The sequence below is a fragment of the Nocardia sp. NPDC020380 genome (assembly GCF_044386975.1).
Classification (GTDB): Bacteria; Actinomycetota; Actinomycetes; order Mycobacteriales; family Mycobacteriaceae; genus Nocardia.
The window spans coordinates 265703-290683 of sequence record NZ_JBIRVQ010000011.1 but is presented as its reverse complement, the minus strand read 5'-3'; the positions used below and the strand labels follow the sequence as shown (position 1 = coordinate 290683).

Sequence of the window (24981 nt, the reverse complement as noted above, 5' to 3'; positions counted from 1 at the left end):
CCATCCGTTCGTTGACGCGTCGGCAGGCTCCATAGGTTTCCCGAGTTGTCGTCGCGCCACCCGATGCCGCGAGGTGCACATGACTCAGGGTTGGCCAGGTTCGAGGGGCTCCTTCGATTCGTTCGACGACATTTTCCAGCGATTCTTCGGCAATGGAATGTCGCTGCAACCGCCGGTTCAGCGCACCGACCTGAGCCGCCTGCTGAGCGAGAGCGCCAAACAGGTGGTGGACGGCGCCCGCGCCGCCGCCCACGAATGGGGCAATTCCGAAATCACACCGGAGCACCTGCTCTACGCAGCCGCCGATATCGAACCCTCCCGGAGCATCGTCGCCGAAATCGGCCGGGACCCGAAGGAATTGCGCGAACAGATGCGCACCGCCGCCGGCAGCGGCGTCGGCGCGCACGGCGGAGATCACGCCCTCGCGCTGAGCCCGGCCGCCAAGTCTGCCCTCCGCAATGCGCAGCGCAGCGCCGCGGAGGCCGGCAGCAGTTACATCGGCCCGGAACACATTCTGCTCGGCATCGCCGCCATCCCGGAAAGCCCTGCCGCCCAGGCCCTCTCGGGCGCGAAGATTCCGACCACCAACGGCCCGAAGGAACCCAGCGAGACTCCGACCCTGGACGAATACGGCCGTGACCTTACCGCCGAGGCGCGGGCCGGCAAGGTCGACCCGGTTGTGGGCCGCGCCAAGGAAATTGAGCAGACCGTCGAGATCCTGTCCCGCCGCCGCAAGAACAATCCGGTGCTCATCGGCGATCCGGGCGTGGGTAAGACCGCCATCGTCGAGGGCCTGGCCCAGCGCATAGTGAACGGAGACGTGCCCGCCACCCTGGACGGCAGACGCGTGGTCGCACTGGACGTCGGCTCCCTGGTCGCGGGCAGCAAATACCGTGGCGAATTCGAGGAACGACTCACCAAGATCCTCGACGAAGTACGCGCGCACTCCGACGAATTGGTGGTCTTCATCGACGAATTGCACACCATCGTCGGCGCGGGCAGCGGCGGCGAGGGCTCCATGGACGCGGGCAACCTGCTCAAACCCGCCCTGGCCCGCGGCGAGCTGCACTGCATCGGCGCCACCACCATCGACGAATACCGCAAGTACATCGAGAAGGACGCGGCCCTGGAACGCCGCTTCCAGCCGGTATTGGTGGCCGAACCGTCGGTGTCCGACACCATCGAAATCCTGCGCGGCCTCGTCGATGTCTACGAGGAACACCATCAGGTGCGCTACGAGGACGACGCGCTCATCGCCGCCGCCGAACTCTCCGACCGCTACCTCACCGATCGATTCATGCCCGACAAGGCCATCGACCTCATCGACCAGTCCGGCGCCCGCGTCCGATTGCGCACGCGCACACCGGATCCGAAGGTCCGCGAACTCAGCGAGGAACTCGCCCGGCTGAACCGCGAGAAGGACGCCGCGGTCGCCGGCGAAGACTACGAGAAGGCCACCAAGCTCAAGGCCCAGATCGCCAAGACCGAACAGAAGACCGAATACGAACACGACCGCACCGAGATACCCACGGTCGCCGTCACCGATATCGCCGAGGTGATCTCGCGCCAGACCGGTATCCCGGTGGCCGACCTCACCATCGAGGAGAAGCAGAAACTGCTGAAACTCGAAGAGCACCTGCATCAACGGGTCGTCGGCCAGGACGAGGCCATTGTCGCAGTCTCCGAGGCCGTGCGCCGCGCCCGCGCCGGACTCAAGGATCCCAACCGGCCCATCGGCTCGTTCCTGTTCCTCGGCCCCACCGGCGTCGGCAAGACCGAACTCGCGAAGGCGCTGGCGCAGGCCGTATTCGGTGACGAGGACCGGCTCATCCGCTTCGACATGAGCGAATTCCAGGAGAAGCACACGGTGTCCCGGCTGGTCGGCGCCCCGCCCGGCTACGTCGGCTACGACGATGCCGCGCAGCTCACCGATCGGGTTCGGCGGCAACCGTATTCGGTGATCCTCTTCGACGAGGTCGAGAAGGCGCATCCGGACGTGTTCAATGTGCTGCTGCAACTGCTGGACGACGGCCGCGTCACCGACTCCAAGGGCCGCACGGTCGATTTCAAGAACACCATCGTCATCCTCACCAGCAATATCGGCTCGGACCTGATCCTGTCCGCGAAAGACGGTGACCTGGACTCGATCACGCCGCAGCTGGAAGAACGCCTCCGCACCCACTTCCGGCCCGAGTTCCTCAACCGCCTCGACGAGCAGATCATCTTCCACCGCCTGGACAAGTCGCAGCTCCGCAATATCGTCGACCTCGTCCTGGAAGGCACCCGCCGCCGCCTGCACGCCCAGGACATCGCCCTGGATGTCACCGACAAGGCCATGGACTGGCTCGCCGACAACGGCTACCAACCCGAATTCGGCGCCCGCCCCCTCCGCCGCACCGTCCAGCGCCAGCTGGACAACAAACTCTCCAAACAACTCCTGGAAGGCGCGCTCGCGCCCGGCGACACCGTCCGCGTGGACGTCGGCACCGACAGCCTGCTGATCGAAGCCATCCACCGTCAGGGCGCGAAGACCAGCGAGAGTTCGATCATGACCGTCGGCAAGACCGGCAAGACCAAATCCGACGACCCCAAGCCCGGCAGCAACGGTCACGGAAAGGCGACCGGTCGGGCCAAGTCGAGCGGTAAGGCATCCGGCAAGAGCTGACTGCCCTCTCGCGGCAGCCCGCGCATGCTCGGCCCGTGTCCTCGCCCGGAAGCGGATATCGCGAGGTCGACGACACTGGGACCGCGGACGAGAACGCCGCGCCGGGAACTTCTTCCGGTGTGGCGTTTCCTGCGACGACAGGGCGCGGTGGCGGCGTTCCGTGCGATCGGCATGCCCGGCCGCGTGCTGCCCGGCCTCGCATCAGTATCGAATCTGCGTTAACTTCTTGGTATGGATGATGATCGCGTCGGGACGCCGCTGCCGCTCGGCGACCTTTTCGCGGAGGGACCTTTCCCGTCACATCACCCCGGCTGCTTCGGCTGCGGTTCGTCCAACCCGGCGTCTCCGCGCATCGTCTTCGAGCGTCGAGGTGACCTGGTGCGCGGCGTGTTCACCATGGATCTGCGCCATCAGGGTGCGCCGGGGGTGGCGCACGGCGGAATCGTCGCGGCCGCGCTCGACGAGGCGTCGGGAGCGGTTCTCATCCCACTCCAGCAGCCCGCCGTCACCGTCAAGCTCGAGGTGGATTTCAGGTCACCCGCGCGACTCGATGCGGAATTGACCGTAACTTCCAGCCTCACGGCCCGCGAGGGTCGCAAGTTCTTCATCGATACGGTCCTGACCGATGGCGATACCGTGATCGCCACCGGCCGGGCCATATTCGTCGCGGTTTCCCCCGAACACTTTCAGCGCTTCGGCGCGAGTCCGGGGGAATTGTCCAGCGTGGGAGCGTGATTCAGCGCAGCCGGCGGATATCGCCGCGGACCCGGTAGAACCCGCCGCGCCCGGATTCGGCGACCGCGTCGACGACATAGCGCGCGCCCGCCTCACGGATCTCACGCGGGAACTGCACATTCCACGAGGGTTGATAGCCGGCCGAGACCACGTGCACCCGCAGCGTGCCCGCCTCCTGGACGCATTCCACGACGATGCCGTCACCGGCCTCGCTGGTGAATTCGACCGTGGCGCTGGGGATCACGGCGGAGATCTCCGGCGCCTTGATCGACACGGTCTGCGGCAGCACACCCTGTTCGGCGTCGCGGATGGCGGCTTCGCTCACATCCAGGCAGGCCAGTACGCCGCTGGTGGTGACCAGGTACAGCTTCTCGTCGTGATACTGCATGGAGTACGCGGACCCGCAGCCGGTGCCGAGTTTCCACAGCCGCCGCCCCGTGTCATCGAAGCAGTAGACCGAGGAGCAATTGTCACCCGCGAACACGTAGCGGCCGTCGGGTGAAGTGGCGCAGGAGAATACGGCGGCGTCGCACTGATAGTCGCGCTCGGCCTGGCCGTCCTTGGCGACCATGCGCACCTGGTTGGCGCTGGTGCCCGCGTAGACGGCGTCGCTCTCCTGCCAGCCGAACAGGACGTCCCCGCGCGTGCGCACATGCCACCGTTTGTTGCCGTCGGCCAGGTCGTAGGCGGTGACACCGGTCGAAGTCCCGTGGTACACACCGGAATCGTCGATGCGCACCATCCAGCCGGAATCACCGGTGCTGCGGCGCGACCACAGCGATTCCTCTTCATGGTCGATGACGGTGAGCCCGCCCTGCCGATCCGATACCCCGAGCGTGCCGTCGTGGATGTCGAGCCAGTAGATGTCGACATCGGCGGCGATGTCGTACGCCGCGCGCGGCACCTTGCCCGACAGGTCGTACACCCGCCCGTCATCGCAGCCGGCATAGATCCAGAAATCGTCGGCGACAATGCATTTGACCGCGTCCGGCAGCCGGAACCGCCCCGTCACCTCCCCGCTGGGCGTCAGCGTGAACACATCGCCGTTCTCATTGCCCACCCAGCAGCGCCGCTCGTCCACGAAGATCCCGAACGCGGCAGCCCCCGAATCGAATCGCCACAGCACCGGCGCCGACTTCGCGGTCGACCGCTGACTCACCATGACCCGCCGCGTCACGGCCCGTGCCGCCCGCGCCCCCATCACGGCCTGCGCATACCCCTTGCGCACCTTCTCCCCGACCTTCTTGGCGGCCGCGGCCCGCGCCTTCTCCTCCGACGCAAAGGAACTGACCTTCGTCTGCCCCGGCTCCCCGATCCGTCCGTACCGAATGGTCACCTGTGTCCCCGCCACAATGACCTCGTAAAACTTGTGCGCCGACCCGCTGTCCTCCGACAGTTCCAGGTAAGTAACGCCGTCGCCGCTCATCCGCCCACTCCGTGCATCGCCGAACTCGTGATGCCGCGAAAACTACCAACCCCCACCGACATCCGCCCCACCGATGCCCGATAAGAACGATCAAACGGACGGCTTGGTCCACACGATCGAGTACCGCCACATGGCGTGCCGCCGGAACCTGGAGCCCGGCAACACATTCCCGGCGACCCGGCGGACCTGACCATACGTGCGCGGCGGCGGCCACACGATCGGCGACGGATGCCCCCACTCCGTGCGCGAGAACCGATACCAGGTACGCGCCGCGATGGCGGCGATCGCCCACGGCACGGCCGCCGGCAACGTATCCCGCGCCAGCCCCACCACCGCCACTGTCCCGCCCGGTCGCAGCAAGTTCCGCATCCGGGCCAGCGCCGCCGCCTCGTCCATATGGTGCAGGGTCGCCACCGACACGATCCCGTCGAACGACTCCGGCTCGAACGGATACGTCAGAAAGTCCCCCTGGAGATAGCTGATCTCCCCATCGGGCGACTGTTCCTTCGCCAGCTCGATCCCGTTCTCGTCGAGATCTATTCCCGTGACCTCGGCCCCACTCGCCCGTAGCCGCCGAGCCAGCATTCCCTCCCCGCACCCCACGTCGAGCATGCTCTTCGCACCGGCCACCGCGTCGACCAGCACTCCGTGATAGTGAATGTTCCCGTTCCACCGCTCCGAATCAGGCACCGACATCCCGCCATCCTGCCAGCTGCCGGCACCGGATGTGGAGACGCAGATTTTCTGGGGACAACTATTGGGTGCGTGTATTTCTCCGGGAAAATGACCACATGGGGGAGACGAGTGAGCCGTTTCCGGGGAGCTGGGCCATACAGTCCGGACTGCTGACCAAACGGGAATTGCGCATGGATTTCGAGCGCGTCTTCCCGGATGTGTATGTGCCCAAAGGGGTCCGGCTGGATGCCTGCGGGCGAGCCCAAGCGCTGGGGCATTGGGCCAAGGGTGCGGGAATTCTCTCCGGCTTTTCGGCTGCTGCCCTGCACGGTACGAAATGGCTCGACGACAAGCCCGCCGAGATCGTGCTCGATCGTCGCGCCCGGCCACCGGCCGGAGTCCGGGTCCATCGGGACACCATCGATGAATCCGATATCCATTGGCGGAACGGTTTTCGCTGCACCACACCCCTGCGCACGGCCTTCGATCTGGGTCGCCGGCTCGAATTCGCCGAAGCCATAGAGGTACTCGACGCACTCTGCAATGCCACGGCACTCACACCCGAGGAAATCGCGCGCTTCGCCGACCTGCACCCGGGAGCGAGGGCATGCACCGCCCTCCGCACTGTGCTCCCCCATGTGGACGGTGGCGCCGAATCGATCCCGGAGACCCGCACCCGAATGCTCCTGCGTGCAGCGGGTTTCCCCACCCCCGAGACCCAGATCCGAATCCGCCACCAGGGCCTGATCCTCGCCCGCCTGGACATGGGCTGGCGCGAATGGCAGGTAGGCGTCGAATACGACGGCTCCCACCACTGGACCGACCGCAACCAGCACACCCGCGACATAGACCGCTACGCCATCCTCCCCACCCTCGGCTGGACCCTGATCCGAGTAAGCGCCCGCCACCTGACCCACGCCCCCCACCTGATCCTGGAAAGAGTCAACTCAGCCCTAACCCACCGGGGTTGGCGGTCGAGTGGCACATGAGGGACGGGTTCTCTCGGCGTTTGCGAACCTCATGTGCCACTCGGCCATCAGAAGAGGGTTGGGGGGTCTGTTGGGAGGGGGACCGGGAGGGGAGCTAGGGCTGGGAGTTTGGCTTTTACTTCGTCGTGGAAGCGGCGGGCCAGGGTTCGGGAGGAGGCGTTGTCGGGGGTGTGGATGAAGATGGTTGGGGAGCGGCCTTCTTGGAGCCAGGTGACTGTTTGGTCTACCCAGGGTTGCCAGCCGGCGATGGTGGCTGTTTCGTCGTCTCGGCCGTGGTAGCGGACTATGGGGTATTCCGTGAGGGCTCGGGTGCGGCGGGGGAGGCGGGGTTTCTTGGAGCCGGCTTCGTATTCGGCGGGGCTGGTGGGTGGGGTGGCGAAGAGGGTGGTGGTGTCGAAGGGGATCCATTCGGCGCCGGTGCGTTCCAGGAGGGCTTCCAGTTGGGCGGTGGCGCGGGGGTTTTCGAAGAAGACGGGGTGGCGGACCTCGACGGCGGCGCGGTACTGGGTGGGGAGACCGTCCAGGAGGTTGGCGAGGGCGGCGAGGTCGGTGAAGGTGCCTGGGAGTTGGATCCAGAGGGCGTGCAGTCGCCGGCCGAGGGGTTCGATGGCGTCCAGGAAGGCGGTCATTTCGCCGTCGATGCCGGTGAGGCGGCGTTCGTGGGTGACGGTGCGGGGCAACTTCATTACGAAACGGAACTTCGGGTCGGTTTGCCGCGCCCAGGATTCCACGGTCCGGCGTTGCGGGGTCGCGTAGAAGGTCGTATTGCCTTCGACCGCATTGCACCAGGAGGCGTAGGAGCGCAGACGTTCCGCCGGGGGCAGGGGTTTCTCCTGCCACTCCGGATGTGTCCACATCGCGCATCCCACGTAAAGCCGCATATCAGCAACGTTAGTACCCGCTCGTGTGGCGTATGGCGGGCAGCCGGATAGTCGCGCATTTGCGACAAATCAGGCGAGAGTGTTATGTCCGATCACGCGGCCGCAGCCAGCCGAAGGTGAGTTCCACTGCGCGCCGCCAATTGTCGTACTCCTCCTCGCGCAGCGCCGGATCCATCCGCGGCATCCACTGCGCGGCCAGCCGCCAGTTGGAACGCAAGCCCTCCAGGTCCGGCCAGTACCCCACCGCCAGCCCTGCCGCGTAAGCCGCACCGAGAGACACAGTTTCGGCCACGATCGGGCGCATGACCGGAATCCCGAGCACATCCGCGATGATCTGCATCAACAGGTTGTCCGAGGTCATGCCACCCGCGACCCGCAGCGCCTCGGCGTACAGCCCGGAGTCGGCGTTCATGGCCTCGACGACATCGCGGGTCTGCCACGCCGTCGCCTCCAACACGGCCCGGGCTATGTGCCCCTTGGTGATATACGACGTCAGCCCGATGAGCAGTCCGCGCGCGTCACTACGCCAGTGCGGCGCATACAGTCCGGAGAACGCGGGAACGAGATAGCACCCGCCATTGTCTTCCACTGTCCCCGCGAGGGTTTCGATCTCCGGCGCACTGGAGATGAGCCCGATATTGTCCCGCAGCCACTGCACCAGCGAGCCGGTGACAGCGATCGGCCCCTCGAGTGCGTACACCGGATCCGGCCCGACCTGATAGCCGATGGTGGTGAGCAACCCGTGCTTGGACCGCACCAGCTCCCGCCCGGTGTTCTTGAGCAGGAATCCGCCTGTCCCGTAGGTGCATTCGGTCTCACCCGGCGCGAAGCAGGTCTGCCCGAACAGCGCGGCATGCTGATCCCCGAGCGCCGCCGCGATCCGCACTCCGGGCGTGACCCGCCGGGCGGTCCCGAACGATCCGGTGGACGGTTCGATCTTCGGCAACATTGCCTTCGGAATGTCGAAGAACCGCAACAGCTCGTCGTCCCACTCCAGTGTGGACAGGTTCATCAGCAGCGTCCGCCCCGCATTGGTCACATCGGTGACGTGCACTCCGTGGTCGGCCCCGCCGGTGAGATTCCAGATCAGCCAGGTCTCCATGGTCCCGAACAGCACCTCGCCGCGCTCGGCGCGCTCGCGCAGTCCAGGCACGTGGTCGAGCATCCAGCGCAGCCGGGGCGCCGCGAAGTAGGTGGCCAGCGGCAGACCGCAGAGTTCCCGGATGCGTTCCGCGCGCGGGTCTTCGGCGAGCTTCCGCACCAGCTCCTCGGTGCGCACGTCCTGCCAGACGATGGCGCGTTTGACGGGCGTCCCGGTGCTCCGATCCCACACCACGGTGGTCTCTCGCTGATTGGCGATGCCGACGGCCGCCACCTGATCCACCGTGATGCCCGAATCCCGCAGCGCCGCAGGAACGATGCGCTCCACATTGCGCCAGATCTCCAGCGCGTCCTGTTCCATCCAGCCGGGCCGCGGGTAGTGCTGCTTGTGCTCGCGCTGCGCCACGCCGGTGAGCCGGGCGCGCTGATCGAACAGGATGCACCGGGTGGAGGTGGTGCCCTGGTCGATCGCCAGCACGTATCGCTGCGTCATGCGGTGATTCTCCTGATCGTGAAAATCATTGTGCGCCACCGAGATCCCGCGACACCGCCTGCGCCGCATTACGCACCTGCTCGACCAGTGCGGGCCGGAATCGCAACTGCCCGTCGCAGAGGTGATCGATCGGCCCGCTGATGGCGATGGCTCCCGCCACCAGTCCGCCCCGGGAGCGGATCGGAGCGGCGATGCTCGCTTCACCGGAACGGTACTCGCCGATATCGCCCGCCCAGCCGGCGCGCCGTACCTCGGTGAGTGCCCGTCCCAGTGCGGGTTTGGCGATGATGGTGCGGTGGGTCAGCGCGGTCAGCTCGCCCTCGCGCACGGCGGCGGTGAGTTCGGCGTCGTAGGCGAGTAGCACTTTCCCGAGCGCCGTTGCGTGAGCGGGCAGTATTTCGCCCACGGCGAGTTCCTGTTCCGAGTTGTCGGGCCGGAAGACGTGGTGCACCACCTTGATCTCGCCGTCGACGGGTGCGGCGATGCGCACGGATTCCCCGCTGCGGGCGGCGAGGGCGTCCGCGCGATTGATGGCGCGCGACCGCAATTCATTGGCATCCAGGTGCCCGCCCCCGAGTTCCTGGATGCCGGGGCCCAGTTGGTACTTGCCGCTGACCGGGTCCTGATCGACGAACCCGACGCCTTGGAGAGTCCGCAGAATCCCGTGTGCGGTGGGTTTCGCGAGCCCGAGCGCCGCCGCGATCTCACCGACGCCCATGCGTCCGGAGCCGCGCGCGAGTAACCGCAGCATCGCCGCGGCGCGCTCGATGGACTGGATCGGGCCCGGCATAGCCGTAACCTACCAGCAAACCGTTCGGCATTGTCGAACGGGAAGCCTGTCCGAGTTGTCGATCTCTTCGTAGCGTGGACGTCGGGCGCCGTCAGCATCGCGTCCACCCGCCACCGCCTCCCCGGGCACCAGGCAAACGGACTCAATGACGAGAATCCGGAAAGGACCGCGATGACGCAGTACGTCGGAGCCATCGACCAGGGCACCACGAGCACCCGCTTCATGGTTTTCGATCACGGCGGCAACGTGGTTGCCCGCCATCAGCTCGAACACGAGCAGATCATGCCGCAGGCCGGCTGGGTCGAACACAATCCCGATGAGATCTGGGAACGCACCCGCACCGTCATCAAGAGCGCCCTCGCCGGCGCCCGGCTCACCGCGAGCGACCTCGTCGCCGTCGGCGTCACCAACCAGCGCGAGACCACCATCGTGTGGAACCGCCGCACCGGACGCCCCTATTACAACGCCATCGTCTGGCAGGACACCCGCAGCGACCGCATCATCTCGGAGATCGAGAAGGCCGGTCACGCCGACCTCATTCGCACCAAGGCCGGACTGCCGCCCGCGCCGTACTTCTCCGGCGGCAAGCTGAAGTGGATCCTCGACAATGTTCCGGGCGTGCGCGAGGCCGCCGAGAACGGCGACGCCCTCTTCGGCACCCCCGACTCGTGGCTGATCTGGAATCTCACCGGCGGCGTGCACGGCGGCGTCCACATCACCGACCCCACCAATGCGTCGCGCACCATGCTCATGAACCTCGAAACCCTGGACTGGGACGAGGAATTGCTCGCGGTGTTCGGTATCCCGCGCGCCATGCTGCCCGCCATCGCACCGTCCTCCAACCCGGCGGGCTTCGGCACCACCAATCCGGAGGGCCCGTTCAAGGGCGCGGTGAAGATCGCCGGCGTGCTGGGCGATCAGCAGGCCGCCACCGTCGGCCAGGTCTGCTTCCGCCCGGGTGAGGCCAAAAACACTTACGGCACAGGGAATTTCCTGATGCTGAATACCGGTACAGACATTGTGCGCTCCCAGCACGGCCTGCTGACCACCGTCGCCTACCAGTTCGGCGACGAGAAGCCGGCGTACGCGCTGGAGGGCTCGATCGCGGTGACCGGGTCGGCCGTGCAGTGGCTGCGCGATCAGCTCGGAATCATCGGCGGTGCAGCGCAAGTCGAGAATCTGGCCCGGCAGGTGTCCGACACCGGCGGCGTGTACTTCGTGCCCGCCTTCTCGGGTCTTTTCGCGCCGTACTGGCGGCCGGACGCACGCGGCGCCATCGTCGGCCTGTCCCGCTACTCCAACAATGCCCACTTGGCCAGGGCCACACTGGAATCCATCTGCTACCAGACCCGTGACGTGGTCGAGGCCATGCAGCGCGATTCCGGCGTCAAGCTCGCCACCCTGCGCGTCGACGGCGGCGTCACCGCCAACGAACTGGCCATGCAGATCCAGGCCGACTTCCTCGGCGTCCCGGTCTCGCGCCCGATGGTGCCGGAGACCACCGCGCTCGGCGCGGCCTACGCGGCCGGACTGGCCGTCGGATTCTGGAACAACACAGACGAACTCGTCGCCAACTGGCACGAGGACAAACGCTGGCAGCCCTCGTGGACCGAGGAGCAGCGCGAAAAGGGCTACGGCCGCTGGCTCAAGGCCGTCTCGCGCACTCTCGACTGGGTCGATATCGATGACGACTGAACCCGGGCTGCCGCAACAGACTCACAACCCCGATTGCAAGGAGTATTTCGTGTCCGCTCAATTGGATCCCGCCTACCGCGCCCGGGCGATTGATTCGCTCGGCGACACCGAGATCGACGTCCTGGTCATCGGTGGTGGAGTGACCGGCGCCGGCGCCGCCCTCGACGCCGCCTCGCGCGGCCTGTCCGTCACCCTGGTCGAGGCGCGCGACTTCGCCGCCGGTACCTCCAGCCGTTCGTCCAAGCTCATCCACGGCGGCCTGCGCTACCTGGAGCAGTTCGACTTCGCCCTGGTCCGTGAGGCTTTGAAGGAACGCGGCCTGCTGCTCAACAAGCTGGCCCCGCACCTGGTGCACCCGGTCTCGTTCCTGTTCCCGCTGCAGAAGCACTACGAGCGCTTCTACATCGGCGCCGGCATCGCCCTGTACGACACCATGGGCGGCGCCCGTTCGGTGCCGATGCACCGGCACCTGAGCCGGGTCAAGGCGCTGGAACTCGCTCCGGCGCTGAAGGAAGACGCCATGACCGGCGCCATCCGCTACTACGACGCGCAGGTCGACGACGCCCGCCACACCATGATGATCGCCCGCACCGCCGCCCAGCACGGCGCGACCGTGCTGACCCGCACCAAGGTCACCGGCCTGCTGCGGGACGGCGAGCGGGTCGTCGGCGCGAAGGTCATGGATCTGGAAACCGGTCTGGAGCACAGCATCCGGGCCAAGACCGTGATCTCGGCGACCGGCGTGTGGACCGACGACATGATCAAGATGACCGGCGTCGACTTCCCGTTCCACGTCCGCATGTCGAAGGGCGTGCACATCATGGTCCCGCGCGAGCGCCTGGACCTGGGCAGCGGTATCGCCATGAAGACCGAGAAGTCCATCCTGTTCGTCATCCCGTGGGCCGAGCACTGGATCGTCGGCACCACCGATACCGACTGGACGCTGGACAAGAACCACCCGACCGCCTCCGCGGCCGACGTGCAGTACATCCTCGACCACATCAATTCGCTGCTGCGCGAACCGCTCACCCGCGCCGACATCGTCGGCACCTACGCGGGCCTGCGGCCGCTGATGACCGGCGCGTCGAAGGAGACCTCCAAGCTGTCGCGCGAGCACGCGGTGGCCGAGCCGGCACCGGGCCTGTTCGTCATCGCGGGCGGCAAGTACACCACCTACCGGGTGATGGCCAAGGACGTCATCAATGCCGCGGCCGAGCGCCTGGGCAGCGATGTCGCGCCGTCGGTGACCGAGAACCTGCCCATCCTGGGCGCCGTCGGCTACCAGGACATGCTGGACGACCTCGCCGGGGTCGCCGAGCGCGCCGGGCTGCCGATCGAGACCGTCGAGCACCTGCTGGGCCGCTACGGCTCGCTCAGCCACGAGCTGTTCGATCTCATCGCCGCGGTTCCCGAACTGGCACAGCCGATTCCGGGCGCCGACGACTACATCGCCGCCGAGGCCGTCTACGCCGCCACCCACGAGGGCGCGCTGCACCTGGACGACCTGCTCACCCGCCGCACCCGCATCTCCATCGAGGTGCCGGACCGCGGCCTGACCGCCGCACCGGAGATCGCCCGCCTGATCGCCCCGCACCTGGGCTGGGACGACGAGCGCACCAATGCGGAGATCAACCGCTACTACGACCGCGTGCACGCCGAGCTCGCGGCCAACGAGGCCCGTGACGACGAGGCGGCCAATGCGGCCCGGCTGGTCGCGGTGAGCTGATTTCCCGCAATTCCTGAATATCGATTGTGCCGCGCCGGAGAATTGCTCCGGCGCGGCGCAAGCGGTTGCGCGCCACCGGAATTCGCTACCGCGCCGGACTTGTGCGTTTGCCGACATTACCTCTAGCGTGTTTCTAGAGATTTGCTGAAAGGGGCCACGAGTCCTTTTCGGCGTGGCAACGACGCCGACCGGGAGGCACATCAATGAACTTCGGCTCGATATTCGTCAGCGAGGCGCTAGGCACCGGTGTGCTGATCCTGCTGGGTGCGGGAGTGGTCGCCAATGTGGTGCTCACCAAATCCAAGGGATTCGACGGCGGCTGGCTGCTCATCACCTTCGGCTGGGGTCTCGGCGTATTCGCCGGCGTCTATGCCGCGTACAAGACCGGCGGCCATCTGAACCCGGCCGTCACCATCGGAACGCTCTTCTCCGGCGCGGACGATTACGCCCCCGGAATTCCGGTGAACTTCGCCAATACCCTCGCCTATCTGTCCGGCCAGCTGGTCGGCGCATTCCTCGGCGCGTGCGCCGCCTACATCGCCTACAAGCGGCACTTCGACGAGGAGCCGGACGAGGGCAAGAAGCTCGGCATCTTCGCCACCGGGCCCGCCATCCGCTCCTACCCGTGGAACTTCCTCACCGAGGTGGTCGCCACCTTCGTGCTGGTGCTGGTGATCCTGGCCTTCGGCCACACCCCGAGCGGCCTCGGCCCGCTGGCCGCGGCCCTGCTGGTGGTCGGCATCGGCGCCTCGCTCGGCGGCCCGACCGGCTACGCCATCAACCCGGCCCGCGACCTCGGCCCGCGCATCGCCTACGCCCTGCTGCCCACCCGCCGCGCGGCGAACATTCTGCCGCAACGCATTCCGGCCGAGACGACGGTGGGCGGCGGCGCCCAGCGCGTCATCGACGAGAGCCCGGGCGAACCGGTGTCCTCGACCGAGAAGAACGCCGACTGGAGCTACGCCTGGGTTCCGGTCCTCGGCCCGCTGGTCGGCGGCGCGCTCGCCGGCCTGGCGGCGCAGGTCTTCCTGTAAGGCGGGGGTCCTCCCGTCGGACTCTCGATCGGCCCGGTTCCGTAGCGGCGGAGGCGGGCCGATTCGCATGAGCCGCAGGTCAAAACCCTTGAATCCCGCACTCTCGCTCGAGGGTTAGGGTCGAAGGGCCGGTGCGAAGAAGCCCGGCTTTCGTATGCGTTGGAGGTAGTACAGATGGCTCGCATTCCCTCGGTACCTACGTCGCTGCTGGCGGCCGGCGGACTCACCGGCGGCTTCGCGCTCGCGCAAGCGACCAAGCAGCGTCAGCTCGGCGGCGCGGTCTTCGCCGCGGGCGTCGGTGCGGCGGTACCGCGCTGGAAGAAGGCCGCCGGCCTCCCCGGCGCGGCCGCCCTGGTCGGCCTCTCGATCGGCGCGATGGGCGCCTCCCACCCGCTGGCCAAGAAGATCGGCGCCTGGCCCTCGGTCGCCGTCGTCTCGGGCGTAGTCGCGGTGGCCGCCTGGGCCGTGGCAGACCGAAAGGCCTGACCACCCAATCGAATTCGCTACACAGCTCGGGCCCGCACCAACGCGGGCCCGATTGCTATGAGCGACCGCGCCTTCCGCTACAACCATGGGCTGTGACCGCTGCGGAGTCCGGCGGAAGCGGCCCGTCATGATCGGGGCGGATGTGCTGCGGCTGGGGCGTTGGTGACAGTGCCGGCCGCGTTCGTCGATCGCGCTGATGACCGTGTGGTTGGGGTTTCGTCGGCGCGGTGATCGGCGTGCGTGCGGCGCTGTTCCTGGTCGGGCTGTTCGTGCTGGCCAGGCCGCTGCTACTGCCGCGCCGGGCGCTCATGCCGGAGTCGGCTCTCGCCCGGGGGGCGGTCTGGCTCGGATACTTCGGCTGGCACCGAAGCGTGGGCGCGGGACACTGGGTTCATGGAGCCGATCAAAGATGGCGATGTGGATATCTCCGCCGCGGCGCGGCTGCTGGCGGACCCAGCGCGGGCACGCATGCTCATGGTGCTGGCCGACGGACGTGCGCAACCTGCGGGGGAGTTGGCTCGCGCGGCTGGCGTGAGCGCGGCGACCGCGAGTGAGCATCTCGCGAAGCTGGTCGCGCAGGGCTGGCTGGGTGCGGAACGATACGGGCGGCACCGCTACTACCGGATCATTGCGCCCGATGTGGTGCCCGCGTTGGAATCGCTGGCCGTCATCGCCCCGATCACGCCGGTGCGGTCACTGCGCGGCGCCCGTGCGAGCCGGGCTATGAAGATTGCCCGCACCTGCTACGACCACCTCGCCGGTGCGGTGGGTGTCGCGGTCTTCGATTCCCTCTGCGACGGGAATGCCCTGGATATGGTTGGGGGCGAATGGCAGGCCACCACCCACCCGCACCCTCTGCTCACCGAACTCGGCATCGAAGCCTCCGATCTCCAGGGCCACGGTCGCCGCCCACCCATCCGCGCCTGCCTGGACTGGTCGCAGCGCCGCTACCACCTGGCTGGTGGCCTGGGCGCCCTGGTCCTGCAACGCATGTACGACGAGAAGTGGTGTGCCAGCGAAAAGCCCAACCGCGCAGTAGTTTTCACCCCGGCAGGCTGGGAGGCCCTGTCACGTGTGGCGGGCGTGGACCGCGCCGCCACCGAGTCGGCCGCGGAATCCCCTGCCCCTGATCCCCGCTCTCTCCCGACCGCCCGCGGCGCGTGATATCGCGTCAACCCTCCCTGGGCGCAGGAAACCCGCGGCCTTCAATGCGTCGCGGCAGTTCGGTGGTGCGCTGGGTGTGGCGGTGGCGGGTTCGCTGCTCACTTTCGAGAACGGTTCCGTCCGGCTCGCATTGGCGTGTGCCGCACTGGCTTTCCTGGCCGCCGTCCCGATCGCGGCCCGGCTGCGCGATATCAAGGATCCGGAAACGAAAAATGCCGCACCGGAAGTGATTCCGGCGCGGCACTGATTTCCCGGGTCAGCCGATGGTGACCGGTTCCTTCCCGCGAGCGGCCTCGCGGGCGAGGGACCGGTCGCGCTGTTCCTCGAACCGGACGACGTCCTTGCGGAGCTTTTCGATGAATTCGCCCAATTCATTGCGGGATTGGTCGCCGCGCGGCCCGAAGTCGGTGCGTTCGAAGATGTTCCACTTCTTGAGCACGGGCAGGATCACTTCCTCCAGATGCTGACGGAGGTCGTAGATTCCGTGTTTGGCCATGAGCACCCCGTGGCGGCGGAAGTTGGGCATGCCGGCGCCGGGCATCTGGAAGGTGCGGATGATGTCGTAGATGGCGCCGATGGCCTGATCGGGTGAGAGGTCCAGCGCGGCGCCGCACATGTTGCGGTAGAAGATCATGTGCAGGTTCTCGTCGGCGGCGATGCGCTGCAACATCCGATCCGCTATGGGGTCATTGCAGACTTTGCCGGTATTGCGATGAGAAACGCGAGTCGCTAATTCCTGAAATGTCACATAGGCGACGGAATACATGAATCCGGCAGCGGTCGGGACACGTTCGGTTCCGGCGTGCTGCTTGATCAGCGCGGCCGGCTGGTAGCCGTTGGTCATGTGGATCATCCGGGCCTGTTCCAGCGCCACCGGATCCACGCCGCGGGTGACCACGAGGTAGTCGCGGATGACGATGCCGTGCCGGTTCTCCTCGGCGGTCCAGCGGCCGACCCAGGTGCCCCAGGCGCCGTCCTGGGAGAAGTTCTCGGCGATTTCCCGGTGATAGCTGGGCAGATTGTCCTCAGTGAGCAGATTGGTGATCATGGCGGCCTTGGCGACCTCGTTGAGCTTGGACTGCGCTGGATCCCAGTCGATGCCGTCCATAGCTGCGAAGTTGCGACCCTCATCCCACGGGACGTAGTCGTGTGGGTGCCAGTCCTTGGCCATGGATAGATGCCTGTTCACATTAGCTTCGGCGATCGGCTCCAGCTCGATGAGCAACTCGAGCTGCGTCAGATTCCTGGCCACGATCGTGTGCCTCCCTCGAAATGGCTCGGTACTGCGGAAAGATAGTGATGATCAAAGGCTGTCGGATGCTGTCCGACTGTGGAATGCTGGAATTTCAGGCGCTTGCCGCCGCGGCGAAGGGGCCGTCGGGAAGAGATCCGGGGATGCCCGCGTGTCGCTCGAGGAGACTGGTCGGCTTCGCCTCGGATAATCTAGCCCAGTTCGCCGCAGATTGGCTCCATCCCCCGCCAATGTTTTGATGGCCGGGTCCGCTCGCTAGTTCCAAACCAGTCCTTGACAGCCCACGCGGATCGAAATCTGGTTCGCCGGAGCATTGCTACGGAGAGTGAAGAACATGCAGACCCCCAACCGTCGTACGTTTCCCAGCGTCGTCGTCACCTCGCTCGCGGCGACCACCTCCATCTCGGGTGATGTCGACTCGACCTGGAAGGGACTACTCAACGGAGAGAGCGGGATCGACGTGCTCGAGGACAGCTTCCTCGACGACTTCGAACTCCCGGTCCGCATCGGCGGCCACCTCAAGGTCAACCCCCGCGACCTGATGACACGCGACGAGACCCGCCGCTGGTCCTATGTCGAGCAGATGGCGGTCCATCTGAGCCGCGAAGTCTGGCGCAATGCGGGCAGTCCCGAGGTGGACGGGGACCGGCTGGGCGTCGCGATCGGCACCGGTCTCGGCGGTGCGGAAGTGCTGATGGCCGCGCGGGACAAGCTGGTCAACGGCGGTTACCGCAAGGTCTCGCCGCTGACCGTGCAGTCGATCATGCCGAACGGCCCGGCCGCGTGCGTGGGTACCGAACTGCATGCGAGGGCCGGTGTCACCACGCCGGTTTCGGCCTGTTCCTCCGGTTCCGAGGCGATCGCGAACGCCTGGCGCATGATCGTCATGGGTGACGCCGACATCGTGGTCACCGGTGGTGTCGAGGGATCCATTCAGGCGCTGCCCATTGCGGGCTTCTCGATGATGCGCGCCATGAGCACCCGCAACGACGATCCGAAGGCCGCCTCGCGCCCGTTCGACAAGGATCGCGACGGTTTCGTCTTCGGTGAGGCCGGCGCGCTCATGGTCATCGAGACCGAGGAGCACGCCAAGGCGCGCGGCGCGACCATTCACGCGCGGCTCATGGGCGCCGGTATCACCTCGGACGGTTTCCATCTGGTGGCCCCGGATCCGGAGGGCACCGGCGCGGCCCGCGCCATGGCCCGGGCCATGGAGCACGCGGGGATTTCGAAATCCGATGTCACGCATATCAATGCACACGCGACCGCCACTCCGATCGGTGATACCGCGGAGGCGAACGCCATCAAGCAAGCCGTCGGCAACCATGCCGCGGTGTACGCGCCGAAGTCCGCGCTCGGGCATTCGATCGGTGCTGTCGGCGCGCTGGAATCGGTCATCACCGTGCTCAGCGTGCGGGACGGAATCATCCCGCCCACTCTGAATTTGGACAATCAGGATCCCGAAATCGACCTTGACGTGGTCTCCGGCCAAGCGCGTTCCGGCCAGTACGACTACGCCCTGAACAACTCCTTCGGTTTCGGCGGGCACAACGTGGCCCTGGCCTTCGGCCGCTACTGAGCGGTCTCCGGTTGGTTCTGAGTGACGCGGGATCTCGGCACCTGTTAGAGTTCCCCAGCCCCAGCAACTTCCGGGCCTTCGGTGTCGATTCTTGTTCGGTGTCACTGCACAGTCACGGCTGTGAGTTGAAAAAGGATAGGGAATGATCGGCGAGACCTTTGAAGACTTTCTGGACGAGCGAGGCAACATCAGCCTCCCCGAGGACAAGACCATGATCGATCTGGTCGACCGGCACGCCGCCGCGAACGGGGATGAGCTCGCCTACCGCTTTATCGACTATTCGCGGGAACGCGACGGCGAGGTCCACGACATCACGTGGAACCGCTTCGGCGTCCGGCTGCGCGCGGTGGCCGCCCGGCTGCAGCAGGTCACGCAGCCGGGCGACCGGGTGGCGATTCTGGCGCCCCAGGGCCTCGACTACGTCGTGGCCATGTACGCCGCGGTGTACGCGGGCAATATCGCCGTGCCGCTGTTCGATCCGGATGAGCAAGGGCATTCCGACCGTTTGCACGGGGTGCTCGACGACTGCACGCCGTCGGCCATCCTGACGGTCGCCACGGCGGCCTCCGGGGTCCGTGACATCTTCAAGCACCTGCCCGCGCCGCAGCGCCCGCGCATCATCGCGGTGGAGGCGGTGCCGGACGGCGTCGGCGAGACCTGGGTGCGCCCGGATCTGCAGATGGACGACGTCGCCTATCTGCAGTACACCTCCGGGTCGACGCGCACCCCGGCGGGCGTGGAGATCACGCACCGGGCCGTGGGCACCAATCTGTTCCAGATGATCCGGGCCATCGGCATCACCGAGAAGGCGCGCGGGGTGACCTGGCTGCCGCTGTTCCACGATATGGGGCTGCTGACGGTCATCCTCCCCACCATCGGCGGCAAGTACATCACCATCATGTCGCCGAGTGCCTTCGTGCGGCGGCCGTACCGCTGGATCAAGGAGCTGGCGGCGCAGGAGGACGGGGCCGAGATCTTCGCGGCCGCACCGAATTTCGCGTTCGAGCACGCCGCGGCGCGCGGCCTCCCGAAGGCGGGGGAGGAACTCGACCTCTCCAATGTCATCGGCCTGATCAACGGCAGCGAGCCGGTATCGGTGACGTCGATGAAGAAGTTCAACGACGCCTTCGCCCCGTACGGCCTGCCCAAGACGGCGATCAAGCCCTGTTACGGCATGGCCGAGGCGACGCTGTTCGTCTCCGCCACCCGCCGCGACGACGAGGCCCGCGTGGTCTACGTGGACCGCAACAAGCTGAACGCCGGTCGCATGGTGGAGGTCGATCAGCACGCGGATCAGGCTGTGGCCCAGGTGTCCTGCGGTTATGTCTCGCTGTCGCAGTGGGCGGTCATCGTCGATCCGGAGACCGGTGCGGAGAAGCCGGAGGGCGAGGTCGGCGAGATCTGGCTGCACGGCCAGAACATGGGCATCGGTTACTGGGGCCGGCCCGAGGAGAGCCTGGCCACCTTCCGTAATCGGGTCACCAGCCGGCAGTCGCACAGTCATGCCGAAGGTGCGGACCCGGACGCGAATTGGATGCGCACCGGCGATTTCGGCGCGTACCTGGACGGTGAGCTGTACATCACCGGCCGCGTCAAGGATCTGGTGATCGTGGACGGCCGCAATCACTACCCGCAGGATCTGGAGTACTCCGCGCAGGAGTCCAGCACCGCCCTGCGGCCCGGATTCGTTGCGGCCTTCTCGGTTTCGGCGAACCAGCTGCCCGTCGATGTCTCCGCGGCCGACGGCGCTCCCGCCGCCGATCCCGGCGATACCGCCGAGCAGCTGGTCATCGTGGCCGAACGCGGTACCGGCGCAGCGAAACTCGATGCCGACCCGATCACCGAGACCGTCCGCGCGGCCATTGCCAAGCGGCACGGTGTCACGGTCCGCGATCTGCTGCTGGTGCCGGCGGGTTCCATTCCGCGCACGTCCAGCGGCAAGATCGCTCGCCGGGCCTGCCGCACCGCCTATCTGGAGGGCACCCTCCGCGGCGGTCACCGGCAGCAGGCGTTCCCCGACGAATCCGACTGAGCCGGGCCGATATTCGATCCGCCCGCGTGGGGCGTCGCACCAGCTGCGACGCCCCACGCGGCGTTTCGCCCGGCTCATCGGGGGCCGGGGGCGTGGTGCGCCGATCCGGGGTTTCGCCGGACGTTCTCTCGCACAGCCGACGCGGTGGAGCAGGCGGCGGTCATGCCCTTGCAACGGGATCCGGGAGCCTTCCAGGATCCGGAGTACGCGCATCGGCTCAGCCTGGACCTGCTGACCCGGTATCTGGACAATCTGCACGGCGAGTTCACCGGCGGTGTGGTGGCGCCGCATTGGACCCGCTTCTTCGAGCTGGCCGCGCAGTGCGAGGTTTCCGGTGCGCGGACGGCCATGGTGGGCTACGACGCGCACCTGGTGGTCGATCTCGCGCATTCGATCGCGGCGGTCGGCTCCCGGCCGGAGAACGCGGCCGACTACTTCAAGATCGTGACCGCTATCGCGAGCGCGGGCGCTCTGATCATCGATGACACCAAGCAGGTCTACCAGGCCGATATCGGCCCGCTGTGGCGCTTCTACTTCCTCGGCGAGGGCTTGGACCTGCTGCTGGGCAAGGGTGTGGCCACCCGGCCGCTGCTGGTGTTCGCCGACCAGTCCGCGAATGTGGTGATCTTCGGAAACGGCCTGGCGCTACAGGACCCGGCGCTGCGCGATGCGACCGAGGCGGCGGTCGGCGCGCTCTTCGGGACCGCGGATATCGCCTTCGACGTCCTGGCGCGGATCCACGCGCTATAGGGCGGTGCGAGTGGTGCTGCGCCCCACCGCCTTGGCCCAGTACATGCTGTAATCGGCCGCCTGCAGCAGATGATCGGCGGTGGTGTGCGCGGCGTGTTCGGCGGTCACGCCGACGCTGGCGGTGACGGTGAGCCGCCGGCCCTGGACCTCGAAGGGGCGGTTGAACTTCGCGCGCACGGACCGGGCCAGCTCCTCGACGTCGGCGCCGGCGTGCGGTACGAGGATGACGAATTCGTCGCCGCCCATGCGGGCCACCAATTGGCCGGGATCGGTGGTACAGGCGTCCAGCCGGGCGGCGACCTGTTTCAGCACCTGATCGCCGACCGCGTGCCCGTAGGTGTCGTTGACGGCCTTGAAGCGGTCCAGATCCACGTAGCAGAGCCCGATCCGGGCGCCGGGCTCGTCGAAGGCGGCGGTGAGGGCGTCGAAGAAGCGGGATCGATTGGCCAGCCCGGTGAGCTGGTCGTGGTGGGCGCGGTATTGCAGGCGTTCGCGCAGCACCCGTTGTTCGGAGATGTCCTCGACCAGGATCAGGGTGTACTGCGGCCGGCCCTCGTCGTCGCGGATGAGCGAGACATTGATCTTGGTCCACACGGTGGTGCCGTCCCGATGCGGATAGGCCTTCTCCAGGTGGACATTGTCGACATCGCCCTGCACCACCGCGGAGTAGAGCGCCCACATGTGCGCATCGTCGTCGGGGTGGGTCAGGTCGGTGACGTCGAGCGCGCACATCTCGGCGGGTGTATAGCCGAGCATGTTCGCGAAGGCGGCGTTGACTTCGATGATGCGACCGGTCATATCGGACAATCCGGTCCCAATTCCGGCCTGGGCGAACACCGCCCGGAATCGCGCCTCACTCGCCCGCAGTTGTTCCTGAACCCGTAATCGCGCCGCCATGTCCGCGGCGCGCACGCTTTCCTGTTCGGCCAGCAGCCAGCCCCGGAAGGCCCGCACGTATCCGGTGGTGAAGGCGCCCACCAGCGCCGCCGCGCGGGTCGCCGGAATATCGGCCTGCTGCGCGCAATAGGTCTGCAATGCCGTGATGCTGCGCCCCAGCACCTCGTTTCCGACGAAATGTGCCCGCGCCAGCTCGACGCCCAGACTGGTCGCCCTGTCCGGAGTTCCGTCATCGTGTGCGGCGGCGACGAATTCGCGCGCCAGGCGGTCGAGCAGACCGCGCGCCTCATGGCGGCTCATGGGCACCACATGGTCGCGGGTCCCGCCCTCCAACGCAGCGGCCCACTGTTCGACCAGTGCGGCGTGCGGGCTGCGCTGATCCGGCCCGCCCCCGGGATCCGACGCCATGAGAATTGATGGTAGCCCGACCGGTCGGTGACGTGAACACCACCCCTTTTCACCGTGGTGGGATACCATTGCGGCGCTTCGGAATTGGCTGAAATGCCGATTCGTTCGGTTCGAGAGAGGTAGTGGCTCCGATGACCAGGCCGAGTTGGGCTCCCGAAGGTATCGATCTGGACCGACCGAGTGCCTCCCGCGTATACGACTATTTCGTCGGCGGCATGCATAATTTCGAGATCGACCGCGAATTGGCCCGCATGATCGAGCAGTTCACCCCGAATGTCGCGGAAACCATGCGCGCCAACCGCGACATGCTCCGTCGCGTGGTCCGCTATCTCACCGATGCCGGTATCGACCAGTTCCTGGATCTGGGTTCGGGTATTCCCACCGTCGGCAATGTGCACGAGGTCGCGCAGGCCCGAAACCCCGAAGCCCGAGTGGTTTACGTGGACATCGATCCGGTGGCGGTGGCGCACAGTCAGGCCATCCTCGCGGGGAATGACCGCGCCATCGTGATTGCCGGGGATGTCGCGGATCCGGAGGCGATTCTGTCGGATCCGGGGACGAAGGATCTGCTCGATTTCAACCGACCGGTCGCCGTATTACTGCTCGGCGTCCTGCATTTCGTGCCGGACTCCGCCGATCCGGCCGCCGCGGTGTCCCGGCTGCTGGAGGTGGCGGCGCCCGGTAGCTACGTCTCCATCACCCATGCCACCGCCGACGGCCAGCCCGCGGAAGTGCTGGAAGCGCAGAAACTTTCGGGCCGTACCTCCACCGAGATCGTGCTGCGCGGTAAGGACGAGATCGCCGGTTACTTCCAGGACTGGACGCTGCTGGAGCCCGGTTTGGTGCATCTGCCGCTGTGGCGCCCGGACAATCCGGAGGATGTCGGCGCGAATCCGGAGGCTTCGGGCGCGTACGGCGGTCTCGCCCAGAAGGGTTGAGTCGTCAGGGCGCGATCATGGGAATGCTCAGCATGCGCAGCGCCCCACCCGGTTGCAGCACCACGCTGTCGTCGATATTGCCGATCACGATGGGTACGAAGCCGGTGGTCTTGATCAGTTCGGCGACCCGGCACAGGGCCGCCGGATGATCGCCGGCGATGGGCGCCACGATGCGCCCCAGCGAGGTGAGCGGACCGGACCGGTACATCGGTGCGGTGAACCCGTTGAAGGCCTTGACCAGCTGTGTCTTGGGCACCAGATCGGCCACCACGGCGCTGCTGGGCCGTCCGTCCGTGGACAGCACGGTGACGCTGCCGTCGGCCTCGCGGGCCAGCGGATTGGCGGGATCGATCCAGATCTTCCCGTCCAGCGGGGGCAATTCCTTTGCCAGGGTTTCCAATTGGCTCCACTCGACAGCGCCGATGAGCATGGTCGCCGATTCGGCGACCTCTTCGGCCTCGGCGGCGCGGGTATGCCGGAAACCCCTGTCGGCCACGGTTTTCGAGAGGTGGTCCAGGTGACGGCTGGCTATGAACACGGTGTGGCCCGCGCGATCGAACAATCCCGCCAGGCTCAGACCGACCAGTCCTGCTCCGAAAATGCCCACGTCCACAGCCGCAGCCTCCTGGTGAGGAAGAGCAACCACCCGAACAGTTGGTATTCCCTGAAAAGGATACCGCAACCGCTGTGATCAGCGATTTCCCCCGCGGACGTGGGCGGCGAGCGCGACGGCCGCCGCGGCGAGCCGGTTCCGCACCGCCGGATCCTCCACCGTCCCGTCCGCGCCGATCATGTTCTGCAGCACGGTGATCCGGGCACTCGCCGCCTCCACCAGATCCGCGCCCACATAACCGAGCACGGTCCGCAGCGTGGCGACGGCCTCCTCGCCGCGGCCCTCGTACGCGACATTGACGTACGCCACCGGCTTGTCGTGCAGATCCGCGGTGCCGACCGTCCACTCCAGCAGGTTCTTGAGACTGCCCGGAATCATGCCCGCGTACTCGGGGGTGCAGATGAGCACGGCATCGGCCGCGCCGATGGTCTTGTGCAGCGTCTCCGCCGTGGACGGCCCGTCCGTACCCGGCACGAACTGCGGCAGGTCGGCCAGCCCGTCGTAGAGCGTGGCCTCGATATCGGCCGGGACGGTGGCGGCGACGGTGCGCAGGGCCGCGGTATTGGTGGAGCTGTCGCGGGTGCTGCCCGAAATCAGCAGGAGGCGCAGGGGAGTGGTCACGATCGGGGCAACGTGGCTGCGGTGGGGAGTA

Annotated in this window: 22 protein-coding genes; 13 read left to right on the top strand and 9 right to left on the bottom strand. The window is 66.9% G+C overall.

Annotation, left to right across the window (positions count from 1 at the left end):
- The first annotated feature begins 79 nt into the window (after positions 1-79).
- Both ACH438_RS30415 and ACH438_RS30410 read left to right on the top strand, forming a co-directional pair.
- Positions 80-2665, top strand: a complete 2586-nt coding sequence (locus ACH438_RS30415) for an ATP-dependent Clp protease ATP-binding subunit (RefSeq protein ID WP_397011365.1) — start codon at positions 80-82, stop codon at positions 2663-2665.
- Positions 2666-2896: 231 nt separating this feature from the next.
- Positions 2897-3400 (top strand): PaaI family thioesterase, encoded by a 504-nt coding sequence (locus ACH438_RS30410; RefSeq protein ID WP_397011363.1) that lies wholly within the window; start codon positions 2897-2899, stop codon positions 3398-3400.
- Position 3401: 1 nt separating this feature from the next.
- On the opposite strand, the gene ACH438_RS30405 is transcribed toward ACH438_RS30410, so the two are convergent.
- Together ACH438_RS30405 and ACH438_RS30400 are read right to left on the bottom strand one after the other, a co-directional pair.
- Positions 3402-4826, bottom strand: a complete 1425-nt coding sequence (locus tag ACH438_RS30405; protein WP_397011361.1) for a WGR domain-containing protein — start codon at positions 4824-4826, stop codon at positions 3402-3404.
- A gap of 90 nt (positions 4827-4916) precedes the next feature.
- Positions 4917-5522: a class I SAM-dependent methyltransferase gene (locus ACH438_RS30400; RefSeq protein WP_397011359.1), complete on the bottom strand. Its 606-nt coding sequence runs from the start codon at positions 5520-5522 to the stop codon at positions 4917-4919.
- A gap of 95 nt (positions 5523-5617) precedes the next feature.
- Here ACH438_RS30400 and ACH438_RS30395 point away from each other — a divergent pair, with 95 nt between their 5' ends.
- Positions 5618-6490 carry a hypothetical protein gene (locus ACH438_RS30395; protein WP_397011357.1) on the top strand — a complete coding sequence of 291 codons (873 nt, stop codon included), beginning with the start codon at positions 5618-5620 and terminating at the stop codon, positions 6488-6490.
- Positions 6491-6537: 47 nt separating this feature from the next.
- On the opposite strand, the gene ACH438_RS30390 is transcribed toward ACH438_RS30395, so the two are convergent.
- The 3 genes from ACH438_RS30390 to ACH438_RS30380 form a co-directional block, all read right to left on the bottom strand.
- Positions 6538-7371, bottom strand: coding sequence for a DUF72 domain-containing protein (locus ACH438_RS30390; protein WP_397011355.1), 834 nt, complete (start codon positions 7369-7371; stop codon positions 6538-6540).
- Positions 7372-7453: 82 nt separating this feature from the next.
- Entirely contained in the window at positions 7454-8965 is a 1512-nt protein-coding gene (gene glpK, locus ACH438_RS30385; RefSeq protein ID WP_397011353.1) for a glycerol kinase GlpK, read from the bottom strand.
- A gap of 25 nt (positions 8966-8990) precedes the next feature.
- A complete protein-coding gene (locus tag ACH438_RS30380; protein WP_397011350.1) occupies positions 8991-9755 on the bottom strand; it encodes an IclR family transcriptional regulator in 765 nt (254 codons plus the stop codon).
- Between the two features lie 171 nt (positions 9756-9926).
- On the opposite strand from ACH438_RS30380, the gene glpK (ACH438_RS30375) reads away from it, so the two are divergent.
- The 6 genes from glpK (ACH438_RS30375) to ACH438_RS30350 all read left to right on the top strand — a co-directional run bounded on the left by glpK (ACH438_RS30375) (position 9927) and on the right by ACH438_RS30350 (position 16107).
- A complete protein-coding gene (gene glpK / locus ACH438_RS30375) occupies positions 9927-11450 on the top strand; it encodes a glycerol kinase GlpK (protein ID WP_397011348.1) in 1524 nt (507 codons plus the stop codon).
- 49 nt (positions 11451-11499) lie between these two features.
- Positions 11500-13176, top strand: a complete 1677-nt coding sequence (gene glpD, locus ACH438_RS30370; protein WP_397011346.1) for a glycerol-3-phosphate dehydrogenase — start codon at positions 11500-11502, stop codon at positions 13174-13176.
- A gap of 203 nt (positions 13177-13379) precedes the next feature.
- Positions 13380-14210, top strand: a complete 831-nt coding sequence (locus ACH438_RS30365) for an MIP/aquaporin family protein (RefSeq protein ID WP_397011344.1) — start codon at positions 13380-13382, stop codon at positions 14208-14210.
- Between the two features lie 174 nt (positions 14211-14384).
- Positions 14385-14696, top strand: a complete 312-nt coding sequence (locus tag ACH438_RS30360) for a hypothetical protein (RefSeq protein ID WP_397011342.1) — start codon at positions 14385-14387, stop codon at positions 14694-14696.
- Positions 14697-15089: 393 nt separating this feature from the next.
- Positions 15090-15860 (top strand): ArsR/SmtB family transcription factor, encoded by a 771-nt coding sequence (locus tag ACH438_RS30355; protein ID WP_397011340.1) that lies wholly within the window; start codon positions 15090-15092, stop codon positions 15858-15860.
- Positions 15861-15936: 76 nt separating this feature from the next.
- Positions 15937-16107: a hypothetical protein gene (locus ACH438_RS30350; RefSeq protein WP_397011338.1), complete on the top strand. Its 171-nt coding sequence runs from the start codon at positions 15937-15939 to the stop codon at positions 16105-16107.
- A 9-nt stretch (positions 16108-16116) separates the two neighbouring features.
- Here ACH438_RS30350 and ACH438_RS30345 read toward each other — a convergent pair whose 3' ends face one another.
- Complete coding sequence (locus tag ACH438_RS30345; RefSeq protein ID WP_397011336.1) at positions 16117-17112, bottom strand: acyl-ACP desaturase; 996 nt, start codon at positions 17110-17112, stop codon at positions 16117-16119.
- A gap of 334 nt (positions 17113-17446) precedes the next feature.
- Between ACH438_RS30345 and ACH438_RS30340 the strand changes: the two genes are divergently transcribed.
- The 3 genes from ACH438_RS30340 to ACH438_RS30330 all read left to right on the top strand — a co-directional run bounded on the left by ACH438_RS30340 (position 17447) and on the right by ACH438_RS30330 (position 21473).
- A complete protein-coding gene (locus ACH438_RS30340) occupies positions 17447-18691 on the top strand; it encodes a KasA/KasB family beta-ketoacyl-ACP synthase (protein ID WP_397011334.1) in 1245 nt (414 codons plus the stop codon).
- Positions 18692-18836: 145 nt separating this feature from the next.
- A complete protein-coding gene (gene fadD32 / locus ACH438_RS30335) occupies positions 18837-20723 on the top strand; it encodes a long-chain-fatty-acid--AMP ligase FadD32 (RefSeq protein WP_397011519.1) in 1887 nt (628 codons plus the stop codon).
- Positions 20724-20732: 9 nt separating this feature from the next.
- The gene (locus ACH438_RS30330) at positions 20733-21473 is read left to right on the top strand and encodes a DUF5995 family protein (protein WP_397011517.1); all 741 of its coding nucleotides are present in this window, start codon (positions 20733-20735) and stop codon (positions 21471-21473) included.
- On the opposite strand, the gene ACH438_RS30325 is transcribed toward ACH438_RS30330, so the two are convergent.
- Entirely contained in the window at positions 21468-22778 is a 1311-nt protein-coding gene (locus tag ACH438_RS30325) for a diguanylate cyclase domain-containing protein (protein WP_397011332.1), read from the bottom strand. The genes ACH438_RS30330 and ACH438_RS30325 overlap by 6 nt on opposite strands.
- 131 nt (positions 22779-22909) lie before the next feature.
- Between ACH438_RS30325 and ACH438_RS30320 the strand changes: the two genes are divergently transcribed.
- Positions 22910-23716, top strand: coding sequence for an SAM-dependent methyltransferase (locus tag ACH438_RS30320; RefSeq protein WP_397011329.1), 807 nt, complete (start codon positions 22910-22912; stop codon positions 23714-23716).
- A gap of 4 nt (positions 23717-23720) precedes the next feature.
- Here the strand turns inward: ACH438_RS30320 and ACH438_RS30315 are convergent, their stop codons facing one another.
- Together ACH438_RS30315 and ACH438_RS30310 are read right to left on the bottom strand one after the other, a co-directional pair.
- Complete coding sequence (locus ACH438_RS30315) at positions 23721-24329, bottom strand: NADPH-dependent F420 reductase (RefSeq protein WP_397011327.1); 609 nt, start codon at positions 24327-24329, stop codon at positions 23721-23723.
- A 78-nt stretch (positions 24330-24407) separates the two neighbouring features.
- Positions 24408-24950: an NADPH-dependent FMN reductase gene (locus tag ACH438_RS30310; protein WP_397011325.1), complete on the bottom strand. Its 543-nt coding sequence runs from the start codon at positions 24948-24950 to the stop codon at positions 24408-24410.
- Positions 24951-24981: the final 31 nt, after the last annotated feature.

Bases quoted from the DNA above. Each gene is read 5' to 3' on its own strand.
- ACH438_RS30415 (WP_397011365.1), top strand. From the start codon at position 80: ATGACTCAGGGTTGGCCAGGTTCGAGGGGCTCCTTCGATTCGTTCGAC.
- ACH438_RS30410 (WP_397011363.1), top strand. From the start codon at position 2,897: ATGGATGATGATCGCGTCGGGACGCCGCTGCCGCTCGGCGACCTTTTC.
- ACH438_RS30405 (WP_397011361.1), bottom strand. From the start codon at position 4,826: ATGAGCGGCGACGGCGTTACTTACCTGGAACTGTCGGAGGACAGCGGG.
- ACH438_RS30400 (WP_397011359.1), bottom strand. From the start codon at position 5,522: ATGTCGGTGCCTGATTCGGAGCGGTGGAACGGGAACATTCACTATCAC.
- ACH438_RS30395 (WP_397011357.1), top strand. From the start codon at position 5,618: ATGGGGGAGACGAGTGAGCCGTTTCCGGGGAGCTGGGCCATACAGTCC.
- ACH438_RS30390 (WP_397011355.1), bottom strand. From the start codon at position 7,371: ATGCGGCTTTACGTGGGATGCGCGATGTGGACACATCCGGAGTGGCAG.
- glpK (WP_397011353.1), bottom strand. From the start codon at position 8,965: ATGACGCAGCGATACGTGCTGGCGATCGACCAGGGCACCACCTCCACC.
- ACH438_RS30380 (WP_397011350.1), bottom strand. From the start codon at position 9,755: ATGCCGGGCCCGATCCAGTCCATCGAGCGCGCCGCGGCGATGCTGCGG.
- glpK (WP_397011348.1), top strand. From the start codon at position 9,927: ATGACGCAGTACGTCGGAGCCATCGACCAGGGCACCACGAGCACCCGC.
- ACH438_RS30365 (WP_397011344.1), top strand. From the start codon at position 13,380: ATGAACTTCGGCTCGATATTCGTCAGCGAGGCGCTAGGCACCGGTGTG.
- ACH438_RS30360 (WP_397011342.1), top strand. From the start codon at position 14,385: ATGGCTCGCATTCCCTCGGTACCTACGTCGCTGCTGGCGGCCGGCGGA.
- ACH438_RS30355 (WP_397011340.1), top strand. From the start codon at position 15,090: ATGGAGCCGATCAAAGATGGCGATGTGGATATCTCCGCCGCGGCGCGG.
- ACH438_RS30340 (WP_397011334.1), top strand. From the start codon at position 17,447: ATGCAGACCCCCAACCGTCGTACGTTTCCCAGCGTCGTCGTCACCTCG.
- ACH438_RS30325 (WP_397011332.1), bottom strand. From the start codon at position 22,778: ATGGCGTCGGATCCCGGGGGCGGGCCGGATCAGCGCAGCCCGCACGCC.
- ACH438_RS30320 (WP_397011329.1), top strand. From the start codon at position 22,910: ATGACCAGGCCGAGTTGGGCTCCCGAAGGTATCGATCTGGACCGACCG.